Source organism: Kitasatospora sp. NBC_01246, from assembly GCF_036226505.1.
Lineage (GTDB): Bacteria > Actinomycetota > Actinomycetes > Streptomycetales > Streptomycetaceae > Kitasatospora.
In genome coordinates this window covers 8,674,606-8,690,321 of record NZ_CP108484.1, presented here as the reverse complement: position 1 = coordinate 8,690,321, position 15,716 = coordinate 8,674,606, and the positions used below count along the sequence as shown (strand labels likewise).

Sequence of the window (15,716 nt, the reverse complement as noted above, 5' to 3'; positions counted from 1 at the left end):
GCACGGTGATCGAGGCAGGCGAAGGTCGCGTGGCTGCGCGAGCACCCCGGGGCCGAATACGTCCGCCGCGACGGCTCCCGCTCCTACGGCGAGGCGATCCGCCAGGCCCTGCCCGAGGCAGTGCAGTGGCACGGGCCGGCCACTCACCCACCATGAGGCTGCCAGCTGTGAGTAGATCGGCACGTCGGCGAAGAGGAAGACCGCTCTCGCGGCCGGCTCGGGAGCCCTCGCGGGCGTCGTCATGCGCGGGTCGACGGCGGCGGCCAGGGCGCGATCGGCGTCGGTCGGCTCCCGGGTCGCCGAGCGCGACACCCGCTCCTGCTTCCAGGCCGTGGGCAGCGGCTCGGCCAAGGCCCACCGCCCGTCGGACGAATCCGTTGAGTACGGCGTCCGTTTCCCCCGCCCCCATCATGCACACGACGTGCACGTCAGCCCGAACGACTCCGCGCCCACGAACGGGCGGCACCAGATCATCCAGAAGTGGACATACCGCCCCCTAGCGTCTACTCAACCCCAGGCTCAGGAAGACGCTTGGCTGGGACACCCCAGCCAAGCGCTTCTTCGAGCTACCTGAAGACAATCCCAACCCCTGCCGTGTTGCGACGAGTTGTTGAATCCACCTGGTCGGGGGCGGGGCGTCGGGCGTACCGATCGGGGGCGGGTCAGTCCTTGCCGGGCACCGCCAGGATGCAGAGCAGGGAGCAGGCCACCGCCGCGGACGGGGCGGTGGTGGTGGGGGTGGTGCCGGCCGGCGCGTTCGCGGCGACGAAGCTCGCGGAGGCGGTGTTCTTCAGCGGGAGCGCCAGCAGCAAAGAGTCGCAGTAGACGGCGCGGCTGGCGCCGGCCGCGAGGGCGAAGGTGCCGGCGGCCTGCCGGCAGGCGGGCGTGCTGGCGTCGTTGACGGTGACGGACGCGGCGTCGACCGGTCCGGCGTTGCTGACGGTGATCCGCCAGTGCGCGGTGCCGAACAGGCCCAGCAGGCCCACGGGACTGGTCTTGGCCCAGGGCCCGGGGCCGCCGGGCAGACAGTCGTGGGAGTTGGCGGAGCCGCAGATCTCCTTCTCCACGGTGACCCGGGGCTGGCAGCCGGTGCCGGGCGCGACCGCGGTGGTGACGGTGTTGGAGGTGAGGGCGCCGTTCGCGTCGCTACCGTTCGCGGTGTTGGTGACGGCGGTGGCGGTGCAGGCGGCCGCGACGGTGGTGCGGAAGCAGACCTGCGGCCCGTCACCCCGGTACTCGACGACCAGGGAGGGGTGGTTGCCGTTGGTGAAGTCCGCGGAGGTGGTCAGCACCAGCTGCGCGGTGACGGTGAGGGCCGGGTGCGCGGTGACGGAGATGCCGGACAGGTCGACCGTGCCGTCCGCGCCGAGCGCCGGGGTCGCGACGGGCGTGCCGTCGGGGTCGGTGACCAGGACCCGGGACGCCGACAGGGTGATGTGCGAGAGGTCGATGTCGGTCAGCCGGACCTTGTCGTAGCCCTGGACGTGGCCGCTCGCGCCGTCGCAGTAGAAGTCGCCGGGTTCGAGGGTGACCGAGGCGCCGCTGTGCACACAGGGGCTGGCGCCGGTCGTCGGGTCGAGCGAGAACAGCACGCCGGCGTCGCCGAGGCCGATCAGGCAACGGGTCGTGGAGTCGTAGCTGTAGCCGTAGTCGCGGGTGTCGCCGCCGTGGGCGCTCGGGTGCCCGGCCGGGAGCGGGAAGCCCGCACAGGGGCCGCCGGTGGCCCAGTCGTGGCAGACGGTCGCGCCGGCCACCCCGCCGCCCCAGATCGGGAAGTAGCTGCGGGTGCCGGTACCGGTGGTGACGGTCTCGGGGTTGAAGGTCAGCACGTTGCCGGCCAGCGCGCCGAGACTGCTCGGCGCGGCGTGCACGGAGCCGTCCAGGCCGTAGCAGGTGGTCAGGACGTTCGCGCCGCCGACGGTGCTGGTGCAGACGCCGTCGGGGTGCCCGGCGGTGTCGTACGCGGTGTAGGCGTTGTAGGTGTAGTAGTTGGCGTTCGGCCCGGCCGGGTGCTGGGTGTCCCAGCCCGCACAGGCGGTGAGGGCGGCGGTGTCGAAGCAGCCGAGCGCGGGCGGCCCGGGGACGGTGGAGGTGCCGGCCTGCGGCGAGCTGGAGACGAAGACCTTGTCGCCGATCGCCGTGAGCGCGCCGAAGTAGAGCGCGGTGGGCGTGCTCGGCAGGTCACGGTTGCCGGGGGCGACGGGCGCGTACGGTTGGCCGGCGCACGGGGTGCGGGTGGCGAGCGCCAGGCAGAGCACCCGGCCGTTGCTGGCGACGCCGTACAGGTTGTCGCCGGAACGCACCAGGCCCGCGAGGTTGTTGACGCTGCTGGGCGAGCCGCCGGTGGGCGTGAGGGCGGTGAAGCCGCAGTTCGCCTGCGCGTCGAGGTCCAGGCAGCCGACGCCGACCGCGGCGGCGGTGACGGCGGGGTACAGCACCTGGTTCGGGTGCGCGGGGTCGAACACGTACTGCGGGGTGAGCGGGCTGCCGATGTCACCGGTGGCGCCGCTGCCGAGCGGGCCGACGGTGGTGTTCAGCGGCCGCGGCCAGGGGCCGCCGGTGCAGGGCTGACCGGCCGTCAGGCTGAGGCAGACCACCTGCGGGGCGCTACGCGCGGCGTGGTGGTAGATGTTCCAGGACTGGATCTCGCCGGACGCCGTCCGGTGCAGGATCGGGGTGAACCCGTCGCCGCCGGTGGACTGCGCGGTCGGCTGGACGGGGGCGAGCAGCAGCGGGGAGACGCCGGTGCCGACGCCGCGCAGCACCGGGTTCTCGGCCCGGACGGCGGTGGTCGCGGGGCCGGTGTCGGTGGCGCCGAACGTGCTTCCGTCGGTCGACCAGGACGGCGTCCACCCGGGCGGGACCTTCAGCGAACCGGGTACGTACGTCTGGGAGTCGCCCGCGCCCGCGATCGGGTCGGTGACGACGGCGGGGGCGGCGGCGCCGCCGGAGGTGCCGCCGCGGTAGGTGACGGCCCAGTTCAGGGTGTCGCCGTGCTCGGCGGTGGCGGCGCCCGGGTGGGTGGCGTTCTGCACGGTCTTCACCAGCGCGGACGCCCCGACGGCGGTGTCGGCCGGGCTGGCGCCGGCCCCGGGGGCGACGCCCCCCAGGCCCAGCAGCAGGAGCGCGGAGGTGACGGCGACGGCCGTGGCGGCGCCGAGCGGACGGCGGCCGGTGCGACGGCTTCGGGCGGTGATCGGCATGGGCGGACGCGGGCTTCTCAGCACTGGTTCTCCACCTCTGATCGGCAGTCGGACTGACAGGTCGTCAGTCCGGTCCGTCGATCAGGGTAAAGGTTCGGTAAGTATGGACCGGAGCTACTTTTCATATTGGTCACATAGTGAACGAATATGACTCGACATCTTTCCCCTCGATCGTCCGCACGACCTCCGAGGGCCGATCGTCCCCGAACATCACTTCGATGCCCGCCCGCCCTTGGGCCGCTGGCGTACGACACCCGCAGCCCGAGCCGCCACACCGTCGGGTGACGTGACTCAGCCAGGCGAGTGACGGAGACGACCGCCGACTGCGCCCCGGGCAGGCCGGTGTTCCATGATCGGTGCCGTCGCCGTCTCCGGCGGATTGTGTGCAAACCGTGCCAGTGCCGTGCGATCGGTCCGACCACGGCTGTTCGAGGAGTTCCTCCCATGCGTTCACGAGTCATCGCCCTCATGGCCGCCGCCATCGCGGCCACTTCGGCGCTCACGCAGCCCGCCCACGCCGCACCCCTCATCGACGGGGTCTACCGGTTCGCGGCCCTCACGGACGGCAAGTGCCTGGTCTGGCCCAAGCTGCACGGACCTGTCGGCACAGTGTCACTGGGCGACTGCACGGACAGCACGTACACCTCGGCGAACTGGCAGGTACAGCAACGGCCCAACGGAACGATGAACGTCTCCGTGCCGAACTCGGCCCCGCGCGGCTGCCTGAGGTTGACGGACGACCACAAGGTGGGGATCAGCGACACCTGCGACCGGTACGCCGAATGGACCGTCTTCTACGGCTCCGCCGGCCCCGGCAGCACGGTGTGGGCCGACATCGAGCACACCCCCGGCGACCGGTCCGCCTCGTGGGGGAAGCTGGTCGACGATCCCGGCGTGACCGGCCGGCTCGTGGTGAGGCCGGCCCCCATCGAGCCGCACCACTGGACCCTGCAGCCGGCAAGCTAGAACACCCCAGTCCCGGTCGCTCGGGGTCGCCACCGGGCGCCACCGGGCGCGCAGGACGCCGTCCCCGTCGGGCAGCACAGCCGTGAACAGGGGACCGCGCCCATCGACGCCCATCGACGGCCATCGGCAGGACGGCAGGCACGGGCACCGCAGAGCTGGGCGGCCAGTGCCGTGAACCGGGTCTCGTCGGCGACCGTGCTGGCGATCCGGCCGTCCCGGTCCTCCCAGACGAATTCGACCAGGCCCCGTCCGGGAGGCCGGCCACAACTGCGGGGACATCGGTGGAGAGGTCCGGCCAGAGCGCCAGCCGGGCCCGCGGGGCCAACCCGGCGCGCAGCGCATCGAACGTGTCGTCACCGAGCCGGTGCCAGCGGGAGGAATCGTCGACGTGCATCTCCTCCAGGAGCGCCGCCTCGCGCGTCGCCACGCACCAGCGCACCCGCTCCCAGACCACGTCGTCGGCCGGACGCTGCTCCCCCGGCTCGTCGAACACCGCCTCGTACGGAACGTCTCCCGTCAAGCATCGTTCTTCGTCAAACTCGTCACTACGGTCTCCGTACGACTTTGTTTGATCTTGCTCTGGGACAGGACCGTTTATGCGAGATCAGACTATCCGCGCACGGCCTGAAACGTCCCTGCTGCGGTAAATGCCTGGGTGATCGGCGAGATGAGCGAGGCGAAGCGGCGGGCGCCTGCGTTGCCGATCGGTGCCCATAGCGCGGCGCAGTGCCGGTCCGTCTCCACTTCGATGCGCTCGCGCGCCGCACTGCCGGCGTCGGTGACCACGCCGTGGGAGTCGAGCCAGCCGCGCGCGACGAGGCGTGCCGTCGCCGCGCTCCACTCCTCGTCGTCCCACCGGCGGGTCGCTCGCGCCAGAGCCGTCGGGAGGCGGCCGGTCGCGGTGTGCAGAACGAGACAGTCGCACGGCCCGAGGCCGTTGTCGGCGAGTACGACGAGATGGGCGTCGCCGCGCCACTCGCGCGCCACCGTGATCTGCTGCCAGAGTGCGACGAGAGGATCGGGAGGAAGCACGACCGAGGCGTTCGCGGCGGCCAGCACTTTACCGGCGTAATCGGCACCGGCGACGACCGGGTCGATCAGCGAGCGCGCCTCGGCAAGGTGGTCGTCGATGAGATGTACGCCGACGCGCAGCATCGCCCGGCCGGCGGCCAGGAAGCGGGCGGCCTGCCACCGCTCGGGCGGCGCGGCGTCCCATACGCCCGCCATGGCCCGCGCTGCCCGCGGGCTGAAGTTGTAGAAGGCCGCGAGCGTGACCTGCCACGGAACTGCGCCCATCGCGGCCGACCGGAAGGCCAGATACGTCGGTCCGCGGTCGGTCACGCCGAGCTCGGCCGCCTCCTCGGCGGTCTCGGGGACGAGATATATGAACAGGTGAGCGGCGCTGATGGCGCGGCTGACATCACGGACGGCGTTCAGGTCCATCGGGCCGTCGCCGGTACGGGCGGAGTCGGGAAGGGCATCGAGGTGCATGGCGGTGGTGTCTCCAGGAGTCGGGTGGCGCTGTCAGGCGCGTGTTTCAGCGGTGGCGGTCAACACCGCGCGTCCAAGGGTGTGACCGGCCATGGTGAAGCCGAGGACGGCCGGTGTGGCATCGGCCGGGACGCCTGTCGAGGGGATGTCGAGGGCGTGCACGACGACGAAGTAACGGTGCGGGCCGTGTCCGGCCGGCGGGGCGGCACCGATGTAGCGGGCCACGCGGGTGTCGTTGGGCAACTGGTAGGCGCCCTCGGGCATCTGTGAGCCGGTGTCGCCACCGGCGCCCTCGGGCAGCTCGGTGACGGTGGCAGGGATGTCGGCGACCGCCCAGTGCCAGAACCCGGACCCCGTGGGGGCGTCGGGGTCGTAGACGGTGACGGCATAGCTCTTGGTGCCGTCCGGGGCGCCACTCCAGGACAGCTGCGGGGACATGTCCTTCCCGCCCGGCAGGCCGGAGGAGTACTGCGCGGGCGGCCACGCGGCGCCGTCGGTGACGGTGGTGCTGGTGACGGTGAACGAGGCCGCCTCAGGGAGGCGGGCGAAGGGGTCGTTGGCAGACACAGCGGTCGTTCCTTTCCGGACGAGGGCGTCCTCATCGGCTACTGAATCGACCATAACACAAATAATCGATTATCTAAGGGATCGTCTAGGATGGGCTCATGAATCAGACGGCGCACTCCTCGACCCCGCCGCCGGGGAAACAGATGCTTTCCGAGCAGGTCTACGCACACCTGCGGGACGCGATCATGCGTGGGGACCACTCCCCTGGCGCCCCTCTCAAGCCGCAGGATCTTGCCAAGGAGCAGGGCGTGAGCCTGGCCGTGGTGCGCGAGGCGCTCGTGCGGGTGGTCGGCGAGGGGCTCGCCGACCGGCTGCCCAACCGCGGTTTCGCCGTCCCGTCCTTCTCCGACCGCCGCTGGCAGGAGATCGCGGAAGCCCGTCGGACCGTCGAACCGGTCGTACTGCGCATGTCCATCGAGCGCGGCGACGTCGACTGGGAGGCCCGCGTGCGGGCCGCCCACCATCGCCTGGTGCGCACTCCGGCATTCGCGCCGGAGGAGAGCGAGTACTACACCGGCGCTTGGGCCGAAGCCCACAGAGCCTTCCACCGCACATTGCTGGAGGGGTGTGGCAACCGCGCGCTGTTGGAGACCTTCGACCGGCTGTGGACCCAGAGTGAGCTGGCCCGCCGTTGGTCGGCGCACCGCAATCCCGACCGGGACGGCGCCAAGGAACACCGCCGGCTGGAGGAGGCGGTGCTGGCCCGTGACGCCGACACCGCAGCCGCGGTCCTGGTCCAGCACCTCACTTTGACCGCGGCTGCTCTGACCGACGGTTCAGGCCAGGCAACCTAGGCTTACGCCACGACAGCGAGGTCGAGGTGGGAATTCAAGTCCAGCTCGAACCGGCCGTAGGGGTTCACGTGGGTCGGAGCTGCTTCGAGGGCCTGGGCCCCGCGCCACAGTGGCGATCGCACTGGCCGGTCTCGTGCACATCGCCGTTCGCCGGTAGCCCTGCGCCGGTGATCTTGACGAGTCCACGACAAGTTCGCCGGCCAATGCGTACTTGATGTGGAGTGGGTGTTACGAAACCAGCGATGGATGCCGTGTGACAGGCAGGACCGACTGATCCTCGACGGTTCGCTCCGTCTGGTTGATCTCGGCCCAGACGGCGTCAAGAGACAGGCCGAGGGTGTCGGCGATCGCTGCGACGGTCGGGAAGGCGGGGGTGGCCACACGGCCGGATTCGATCTTCCGCAGAGTTTCCGGCGAGAGATGCGAAGCGAGCGCCACGTCCAGCATTGAGCGGCGGCCCCGGGCTCGGCGGAGCAGGGTACCAAGGCGCTGTCCGCGTTCTACCTCGGCGGGGGCGAGCGGCAACCGGACCATGGCCCCATTCTAATACCGGTACAGTTAGACCGGTATAGTTATTGGACGTCCATGAGAGGCCCCCATGATCCAGATCCTGAACTCCGCGCAGCTCGAGCGGGCGAGAGACACCGGCGCCCTGGTCGGAAACATCCTGCACACGCTGAAGCAGCGCAGCACGGTCGGGACGAACCTGCTGGACATCGACCAGTGGGCCAAGGAGATGATCACCGAGGCAGGAGCGCAGTCCTGCTACGTCGACTACGCGCCTTCCTTCGGGCGCGGCCCGTTCGGGCACTACATCTGCACGGCCGTCAACGACGGGGTGCTCCACGGGCGGCCTCACAACTACACGCTGGCAGACGGGGATCTGCTGACTCTCGACCTCGCAGTGGCCAGGGGCGGGGTGGCCGCGGACGCCGCGATCAGCTTCCTGGTGGGCAAGGCCAGGCCGGCGGAGAGCGTTGCCATGATCGAGACGACCGAACGTGCACTCGCCGCCGGCATCGCCGCCGCCAAGCCTGGGGCGCGCATCGGCGACCTCTCCCACGCCATCGGCACGGTCCTCAGCAAGGCGGGCTACCCGATCAACACCGAGTTCGGCGGCCACGGCATCGGCTCGACCATGCACCAGGACCCACACGTCGCGAACACCGGACGGCCCGGCCGCGGATACAAGCTGCGCCCCGGACTGCTGCTCGCCCTGGAGCCCTGGGTCATGGCCGACACTGCCACGCTCGTCACAGACGCCGACGGTTGGACGCTGCGCAGCGCGACAGGCTGTCGGACCGCGCACAGCGAGCACACCATCGCCATCACCGACAACGGAGCCGAAGTTCTCACCCTGCCCACGCAGGCTCGATCATAAGAGGGCGCCGGGAAGGACAGCAGGATCTCCGCGTCGGGATGCTGGGGTAAGTGGCTGTTGTCCTTCCGGCCCTGAGTGCTGCGTTTCCGCTGTTCAGGCATGGGGTCGGCGGTCTCGGGGAGTACTGTCCTGGAGCTGTACCGCAGCGCGCCGCGCCTGCGCCGGACCCATCCCGCGCTCGGCGCCGGCCGGTCCGTCCAATGGCTGGACCTGGCACCCGGGGTGCTCGCGTTCCGGCGCGACAGCGACCAGGGCGCCGTGGTCTGCGCCGTCAACACCACCGGCGCGCCCGTCCGCGTCACCGACGGCGGACTCGGCGCCCTCCTGCTCTCCTCGGCCGAACCACCGGTCACCGAGCACCCCGGCGAGGTGCTGCTGGCAGCCGACAGCACCGACTGGTGGCTGGCCGACTGACCGGGGGCGGGCGGGGCGGGCGGGGCCTCCACCGGGAGGGCACTCGGAGGTGGACGACGTACGGGCCGGCCCACCGCTGGTGCGGTGGACCGGCCCGTACGGGGCCGAGCGGGTGCCCGGCCGGGTGGGTGCCGGGTCAGCGACGCGTCGGACGCGAGCGCCGGAGGCGGCGCACGCCCGCCGCCGCGCCGCCCAGGGCGAGGCCGATCACCGGTGCGAGCAGCAGGGTGCTCCAGGTGCGGGTGGTGGCATCGGCGGTGAGGCGGCCGGCGAGCAGATGGGCGAGGAGGAAGGACGGGGCCAGCCAGGCCCCGTTGGTGACGGCGAGGCGCAGCGGACCGCGCCGGCGCCGGCCCGGTTCCTCCGTCGCGGTCAAATGAACCTCCTGACGACGCCGATCACCTTGTCGATGATGCGCTGGGAGACCCCGCGGTCGAAGACGAAGCCCGCGAGGCATCCTGCCACGGCCCAGACGATGCGCTGCTTCCAGCCGCCGCTGCCGAACAGGACGCCGGCGCAGGCACCGCCCGCGCAGTTGCCGATGTGCAGGGCCCACGGCGCGAGGAAGGGCACCCAGGCGGCCACGGCCGCGGTGACGGCCAGTTGGACGCCGCGGGCCACGGCGGCCTTGAGCGCCGCCTTGAGCCAGCCGGGCATCCGGCCGTTGAGGTCGGTGCAGTTGACCGGGTCGGCGTTGCAGTAGTCGTAGGCGTTGGCGCTCGCCCCCTGGACGGGGTCCGGGGAGAGGAAGCGGCCGGTGGCCGGGTTGTAGAGGCGCACCCCCATCAGGGTGAGGGCGCTCGGGGTCTCGTCCGAGCGCTGCTTGTCGCCGAGCCAGGCGTAGCGGGCGCCGCTCTGGCCGGCGCGCGGCTGGCCGTACTCGTCGTAGTCGAGGACGGTCGGCGCGACGGCCGGGTCGAGCGGGAGCTGCACGGTGATGTCCCCGTGCAGGTTGGCGAGTTGCAGGACCGCGCCGCCCGTCCTGGTGGTGGTGGCGGCGAGGCCCCCGGCGGCGCCGGTGACGTTGCGGGTGACGCTGCCCGCGGTGTCCTCGGTGATCCAGCGCGGGCTGTCGGTGTCGGACCCGTAGTGGTTGGTCCTGGCCCCGGTCCGGGTCCAGGTGCCGGCGGCGTTGGTCTCGGTGGTCCAGCCTCGCAGGCGCTGGGCCGAGTCGAGGGTCCAGCTCTGTCGGGCGGCTCCGGTGGTCTGCTGCTGGACCATGTCGGTGTTGTAGTAGGCCAGGGTGCTGCCGGGCAGGGCGGTGGTGCGGCCGAACGCGTCGTAGGCGTACCCGGGGTTCACCAGGCGGTCGGCGCTGTCGTAGGCGCTGGTCTGGCTGGTGCCCCCGTTGGTGGTGCAGGCCTGGCCGCGGGCGGCCACGGCGGTGGCCGACGCGGTGCGGTCGGTGTGGTTGTCGAAGGTGTAGGTGCGGGTGGTGCAGACCGCGTCGGTGGAGGTGTCCTGGACCTGGAGGAGGCGGCCGGCCCGGTCGTAGCCGTAGGTCTGGGCGGCGGTGACGCCGGGGGTCCCGGTGTGGGTGGCCCGCTGGCCGTGGACGGTCTGGCCGATGCCGTCGGAGACCAGCACCAGGCCGTCGCTGTCCCGGGTGTAGGTGCGGCCGGTGGTGGTACCGGTCGGGTCCTTGACGTCGGTCAGGGTGTAGCCGCCGGGCAGGCCCTGGGTGAGAGCCGCGCCGTCCGCGTCGTAGCGGGCGGTGAAGGTGCCGGCGACGGAGTCCGTCACCGAGGTCGCCTGGCCGCGCGGGTCGACGGCGGTGTCGTAGGTGTAGGTGGTGGTGGACGGGGAGCTGTCGGTGACCTTGGTGGGCCGGTTGAGGGCGTCGTACTCGGTGGTGGTGACGGCGCCGTCGGCGTCCGTGTAGGAGATCAGGCGGCCCAGCTCGTCGTAGCCCTTGGTGATCGTGCCACCGGTGGCGGAGGTCTGCTGGGTGACGGCGCCGGTGCCCGGGTGGTAGGTGGTGGTGGCGGCGGGTGCCGGGGTCCCGAGGCCGTCGGTGACCGTGACGGTGGTGGGGCGGCCGGCGGCGTCGGTGGCGGTGTCAGTGGTACGGGTGACGCCGTTGGCGGTCTCGGTCGTCCGGGTGACCTCGCCGAACCGCCCGTACTGGGTGGTCCTGGTCGGCAGCTGGGCCGGGTTGGAGCCGCCGCCGGTGATGCCGCCGGCAGGACCGCTCTGGCACACGAGGTCGGCCCACTCGGGGCGGTTGCCGCAGGTGCCGGCGCCGTCCGCGGTGTAGTAGGACGTCCAGGTCGCCGCCGCGTCGGAGCCGGTGGAGCCCGGCAGCCGGGTCGAGACGACGCGGCCCTGGCCGTCGTAGGCGGTGGTGGTGGTCAGGGCCAGGCCGCCGCTGTCCTTGACCTGCGTGGTCGGCACGCCGATCGTCCAGTCGAAGCCGGTCCGGTCCTGCCGGGTGTCCAGCAGTTGGTCGGGCCAGGCGCGGAGCCGGGCGCCGGTGGTGGTGAGGGTGATCTGGTTCTTGATCTTGGCGGTGCCGTCGGTCGGTCGGCCTTCGTCGTACGTCTTCACGGTGTGCTGACGGGCGGGCAGCTGGCTTCCGGCCCGGGCCAGGACGGTGGCGCCGGCGGTGGCGTCGGCGGCCAGGGTCACCCGGTGCAGCGGGTCCAGGACGTCGGTCTCCTGCTGCCCGTCCGCGCTGTAGACGCTGGTGCTCGACAGGAGCTGGGCACGGTCAGCGGAGGGCAGCGTGTCGATGCCGAGGTCGGCGAGCTGGGCCCTGGCCGGGTCGGTGGCGCCGAGGGCGAGCTCACGGTTGGCCGCGGTCAGGCTGCGGACCTGGTGGCCGCGGTTGTCGTACTCCGTGGTGGTGAGGTGGTGGCCCGGGGTCGCCTGGTTGACCTGGCGGCCGGAGGCGTTGAGGTAGTCGACGGTGGCCCGGGTGTAGTCGGCCGCGGTCAGGTCGGCGGCGTCGTTGGAGGCGGGGACCCGGTCCGGCGGGAACACCGCGGTGGCGTCGGTCGGCAGGTCCGTCTGGCCCCAGGCCGCGGCCGCCGTCACCGAGAGGTCCTCCGGTGCCTTCGGCCCGGAGAGCGGGACGCCGTAGACGACGGTGCTGGTGGCGGTGCCGTTCACCGTGCCGGTGGTGCCGGGGGCGAGGGTGTCGTGCCAGACCTTGGTCAGCATGCCCGGCCCCGCGGCCGGGTTGGAGCCGACGGTGCCGTAGGCCAGCGAGGTGGCACGGGTGCCGCCCAGCTGGACGGAGGAGAGCAGGCCGTCGTCGGCGCCCTGGGTGTAGTAGGTGTACTGGCTCTGACTGCCCTGGCCCAGCCGCGGGTCCCAGGCCTGGCGCAGCCGCCCGGCGGAGTCGTAGCGGTAGGCGGCGACGTCGGTGGCGGTGGCCGCGGTGGCCCCGGGTGCGGTGCTCCAGAGCCGGACGGCGCTGACCTGGCCGGCGAAGTCGCCGAACTCGGCGCCGGTGTTGATCCCGGTGGCGGTGGTGGCGGCGGCGTAGACGAACTGCAGTACGCGGCAGCCCTTGGCGGCCGGGTTCGCCGCGCACGCCGCCGGGGTGACCGCGGAGGTGGGCGCGATGATCAGCTTCGGCCGGGCCAGCGTCCTGCCGCCGACGACGGTCGTCTCCGACACGACGCTGGTGGCGGTGTTGGCGAGGCCGCCCAGCAGGGTGGAGGTGACGGTCCAGGTGGAGGCTGCCGGGGCGACCTTGGAGAAGGTCGTGACGGTGCCCTCGGTGCCGGACAGGGTGAAGTCGCCGCCGAAGGCGCCGCTCAGGGCCAGGTCCTCGCTGCCCGGCTCCGGCACCCAGCCGCTGCCGGCCGCGTCGGAGGTGAACGCGATGGCCGAGCCGTCCGCCGCCATCACGCTGAGCGAGGTGGCGGAGGTCCTGCGGATCTCCGTGTACTCAGAGGCGGAGAGGCTCGACGACACGCCCGACACCCAGTTGGGGCCGAAGATGGCAGCCTGACCCTCCTGCGCGGCGGCGGCCTTCGGGTCGCGGGAGGAGTGCGTGCGGCCGATGGTCATGCCGAACAGCGACACGTCGGTGGCGGGGACCCGCAGATCGCCCGTGAGCAGGTTCAGCGCGCCCGGTCCGACGTTCTCGGTCGCCGCGCCGTCGGCCTTGCGGTCGACGACCACCTTGACCGGTTCGGAGGAGACGGCGGCCGCGCCCGGCCCGGTGAAGTCCGCGCGGAGCTGGACGGTGCCGTCGGGGGTGACCGTGGAGGTGGCGTTCCAGGTCAGTGCCGGGCTCCGGCCGGCGCCGAGGGCGACCGGCCAGGCCGCCAGTGCGGCGCCGCCACTGGTGACGTCGCCCGCCGGGATCGTGGTCCATGCATCGGCGTCGGAGCGCCGCCAGGAGTAGGCCACGTGGTCGTACCGGGCGGCGTCGGCCTCGGCCAGGAGCGGGACGCGGGCCGCCGTACGGGTGCCGTCGTTCGGCGACGTGACACCGCCCGCGCCGACCTGGAAGGTGTAGGAGAGGGCCTCGGAGCGGTTCTCCGCCCGGTCGACCGCCCGCACCTGGAGGGTATGGGTGCCGCCCCTGGCCGGGGTGGCGGTGAAGGTCACCGGCGCGGTGGAGCCGTTGGTCGCGACCTTGGTCCAGTTCGTGCCGTCGAGCGTCCACTCCAGGGCGTTCTGGTCACCGGCCGGCGGGGTCGCGGTGAAGGAGCCGGCCTGGCCGGGGCCCTTGACCCACTGCCCCGCCGGGTAGTCGGCGGAGGAGACCGCGCCGGGCGCGGACGGGGCGGAGGTGTCGACCGTGAAGGTGGCCCACGCCGACCAGCCCGTGTTGTAGTGCAGCCCGTCGTACGGGGAGGTGCGGAACTTGTACGTCCTGCCGTTGGTCAGCACCCCGGCGGGGACCTTGACGGACGCGGGCCGGCCGCTCGGCACGAACGGCGAGACCAGGACGTTGCCGACCTGGGTGTCGGTGGCGGCGTCGAAGATCTGGAAGGTGCCGTCGACCTTGTCGTTGTTCGGGTCGACGAAGGTGTCCCGCAGCGTGGGGGTGGTGGAGTTGACCCACCAGGTACCGGCGGTGTCCTTGTAGAACGGGGAGCCGGCCTGCTGGTCGGTGCCGGTCCGCGGACGGTAGTTGTACGTCACCGTCAGCTTCGGCACGTTGGTGGCCGCGTTGGCGGAGTTCACCTCCTTCCAGTACTTGGTGTTGGTCTCGTCGGGAGCGCGCAGGCCCATGCCCGAGGTGGTGTTCTTCGCCGAGGTCCAGGTCTGCACCAGGTTGGTGACGTCGGCGGTGATCCAGCCGTCGCCGCCGCAGGCGTCCCGGCCCTTGGTCTCGGTGCCGGTGGCCTTCTTGGCGTTCCAGGAGGGCTGCGCCGTCCACCGCGAGGAGGTCGAGGCGAGACCGGTGTCCCAGACGTCCCACGCGTAGGGCTGGCAGTCGCTGTTGCCGGAGTGGAAGTTGTACAGCGACAGGTTGGCGCTGGTGATCAGCGCGTCGGCGATCGGGGCGGTGTTCCAGTTGATGAACGACCGCGCCTGCCGGGAGGACCCGTCCGCGTTCTTGGTGCCGGAGTTGCCCCAGTAGATCTCGGTGTCGGCGGACCAGTCGACGGTCTCGCCCTGCTGCACCCGGGTGTCGAAGACGTTCCCGAGGGCGGTGGTGGACGGGTCGACGGTCACCGGGTACTGCGTCTTCGGATCCGCGAGGAACGAGGCGTCGGGGGTGAACACCAGGTCGACGCCGTCGCCGTGCTGAACGACCTTCAGCCCGACCTTCGCCTGCCGCGCGTGCTCGCCGGAGCCCTGCGCGGCGGCCGTGGCGTCCCACATCACGGGTGCGGGCAGCACGGCCCGCTTCTCGCCGCTCTTCCGGTCGCTGAACAGCACGCTGCCGTCCGGCTGGGCCTCGGCCCGCAGCCCCTCGGCCTTCAACGGCATCGTGTACGAGAAGCCCGCGGCGGCCGGGCGCTGCTTGAGCACCGTGTACTGCTCGAAGCCGGTCCGGGTGGCCTCGACCACCAGGTCGGCCGCGCCGTCGGCGATCGCGTCCCGGTAGGTGGCCTTCGTCCCATCCAGGACGGGCTTGGGCAGCCCGCCCTTCCACTGGAGCTCGACCTGCTGGTCACCCTCGCCGAGGCTCACCAGCGGCCGCGCCTCCTCCGGCGCCGCCTGCGCCTGGACCAGCGACTTCACCCGGGTGCCGCCGGCGCCCGCGAGCCGCAGGCCGTTCGGGTGGGCCTTGGGCGCCACCGAACCGTCCGCGGCCGCCTGCAGAGCCAGGTCGACGTCCACCCACTGGCCGTCGCGCTGGTAGCGGACCGGGCCCGCGAAGAGCTCGGAGGTGAGTGAGCCGTCCTTGTTCACCCAGGTCGTCGACGTCTCCGTGCGCTCGGAGAGCGCCTCCACCCGCTGCCCCGACAGCCGGGCGGCGATCCGCGCCGCCGGGACGTCGGCGGCGGAGGTGGCTCCCGGCTTCGTGCCCTTGCCCGCCGCCGGACCGCCCGCCGGCGCGGCGAACGCCACCTCGGACCCCGCCAGCAGCGACACGGCCACCGCGAGCGCCAGGGACCCGCTCAACACGCGCATTCCCGCAGCCGGGTTCCGTCTGCGGCGCACAGGTACGTACCTGCTCATTTCCACCCCTTGACCCACCGTCGTGTGACGGCGACGTCCGGAGCATAGGAGTGATCCAAAATGTCATAGATGCATCAAACGACGGCAAAGGATCATCAAAGACCGACCAGTCGTCCGCCCTGCCCGGTCGTTGTTCGGCCAAGGTTCACGCAGCCGTGATCATGGCTTGACCTGCCTCTCTCAGCCGCTGCCACCCGAGTTCAGGAGCCCCCTCCCCCGGGAGAGCGCGCTCCGCGCGTTTCCCGGGGGGACGACATCGCCGGGCGGAGGCCGATGCCGCCCAGGAACGCGCGCCCTTCCGCG

At 72.1% G+C, this 15,716-nt stretch carries 10 protein-coding genes; 4 read left to right on the top strand and 6 right to left on the bottom strand.

The annotated features are described in order from the left end of the window. Nucleotides 1–662: 662 nt before the first annotated feature. The gene (locus tag OG618_RS36525) at nucleotides 663–3,203 is read right to left on the bottom strand and encodes a DUF7617 domain-containing protein (RefSeq protein ID WP_329491924.1); all 2,541 of its coding nucleotides are present in this window, start codon (nucleotides 3,201–3,203) and stop codon (nucleotides 663–665) included. Between the two features lie 444 nt (nucleotides 3,204–3,647). Between OG618_RS36525 and OG618_RS36520 the strand changes: the two genes are divergently transcribed. Continuing rightward, nucleotides 3,648–4,169, top strand: a complete 522-nt coding sequence (locus OG618_RS36520) for a hypothetical protein (RefSeq protein WP_329491923.1) — start codon at nucleotides 3,648–3,650, stop codon at nucleotides 4,167–4,169. Nucleotides 4,170–4,778: 609 nt separating this feature from the next. Here OG618_RS36520 and OG618_RS36515 read toward each other — a convergent pair. Together OG618_RS36515 and OG618_RS36510 are read right to left on the bottom strand one after the other, a co-directional pair. After that, nucleotides 4,779–5,660 carry an SCO6745 family protein gene (locus tag OG618_RS36515; RefSeq protein ID WP_329491922.1) on the bottom strand — a complete coding sequence of 294 codons (882 nt, stop codon included), beginning with the start codon at nucleotides 5,658–5,660 and terminating at the stop codon, nucleotides 4,779–4,781. A 33-nt stretch (nucleotides 5,661–5,693) separates the two neighbouring features. Beyond that, entirely contained in the window at nucleotides 5,694–6,227 is a 534-nt protein-coding gene (locus tag OG618_RS36510) for a YbhB/YbcL family Raf kinase inhibitor-like protein (protein ID WP_329491921.1), read from the bottom strand. Nucleotides 6,228–6,325: 98 nt separating this feature from the next. Between OG618_RS36510 and OG618_RS36505 the strand changes: the two genes are divergently transcribed. Continuing rightward, entirely contained in the window at nucleotides 6,326–7,021 is a 696-nt protein-coding gene (locus tag OG618_RS36505; protein ID WP_329491920.1) for a GntR family transcriptional regulator, read from the top strand. A 228-nt stretch (nucleotides 7,022–7,249) separates the two neighbouring features. Here OG618_RS36505 and OG618_RS36500 read toward each other — a convergent pair whose 3' ends face one another. After that, complete coding sequence (locus OG618_RS36500) at nucleotides 7,250–7,555, bottom strand: helix-turn-helix domain-containing protein (protein WP_329491919.1); 306 nt, start codon at nucleotides 7,553–7,555, stop codon at nucleotides 7,250–7,252. Between the two features lie 64 nt (nucleotides 7,556–7,619). Between OG618_RS36500 and map the strand changes: the two genes are divergently transcribed. Continuing rightward, nucleotides 7,620–8,402 carry a type I methionyl aminopeptidase gene (gene map / locus OG618_RS36495; protein ID WP_329491918.1) on the top strand — a complete coding sequence of 261 codons (783 nt, stop codon included), beginning with the start codon at nucleotides 7,620–7,622 and terminating at the stop codon, nucleotides 8,400–8,402. 99 nt (nucleotides 8,403–8,501) lie between these two features. Further along, nucleotides 8,502–8,816: a DUF3459 domain-containing protein gene (locus OG618_RS36490; protein WP_329491917.1), complete on the top strand. Its 315-nt coding sequence runs from the start codon at nucleotides 8,502–8,504 to the stop codon at nucleotides 8,814–8,816. Between the two features lie 136 nt (nucleotides 8,817–8,952). Here OG618_RS36490 and OG618_RS36485 read toward each other — a convergent pair whose 3' ends face one another. Together OG618_RS36485 and OG618_RS36480 are read right to left on the bottom strand one after the other, a co-directional pair. After that, on the bottom strand, nucleotides 8,953–9,192 hold the full coding sequence (locus OG618_RS36485) for a hypothetical protein (protein WP_329491916.1): 240 nt from the start codon (nucleotides 9,190–9,192) through the stop codon (nucleotides 8,953–8,955). Further along, a complete protein-coding gene (locus tag OG618_RS36480) occupies nucleotides 9,189–15,365 on the bottom strand; it encodes a DNRLRE domain-containing protein (protein WP_329491915.1) in 6,177 nt (2,058 codons plus the stop codon). The genes OG618_RS36485 and OG618_RS36480 overlap by 4 nt, the downstream gene beginning before the upstream one ends. Between the last annotated feature and the right edge of the window lie 351 nt (nucleotides 15,366–15,716).

Bases quoted from the DNA above. Each gene is read 5' to 3' on its own strand.
- OG618_RS36525 (WP_329491924.1), bottom strand. From the start codon at position 3,203: ATGCCGATCACCGCCCGAAGCCGTCGCACCGGCCGCCGTCCGCTCGGC.
- OG618_RS36520 (WP_329491923.1), top strand. From the start codon at position 3,648: ATGCGTTCACGAGTCATCGCCCTCATGGCCGCCGCCATCGCGGCCACT.
- OG618_RS36515 (WP_329491922.1), bottom strand. From the start codon at position 5,660: ATGCACCTCGATGCCCTTCCCGACTCCGCCCGTACCGGCGACGGCCCG.
- OG618_RS36505 (WP_329491920.1), top strand. From the start codon at position 6,326: ATGAATCAGACGGCGCACTCCTCGACCCCGCCGCCGGGGAAACAGATG.
- OG618_RS36500 (WP_329491919.1), bottom strand. From the start codon at position 7,555: ATGGTCCGGTTGCCGCTCGCCCCCGCCGAGGTAGAACGCGGACAGCGC.
- map (WP_329491918.1), top strand. From the start codon at position 7,620: ATGATCCAGATCCTGAACTCCGCGCAGCTCGAGCGGGCGAGAGACACC.
- OG618_RS36490 (WP_329491917.1), top strand. From the start codon at position 8,502: ATGGGGTCGGCGGTCTCGGGGAGTACTGTCCTGGAGCTGTACCGCAGC.
- OG618_RS36480 (WP_329491915.1), bottom strand. From the start codon at position 15,365: ATGCGCGTGTTGAGCGGGTCCCTGGCGCTCGCGGTGGCCGTGTCGCTG.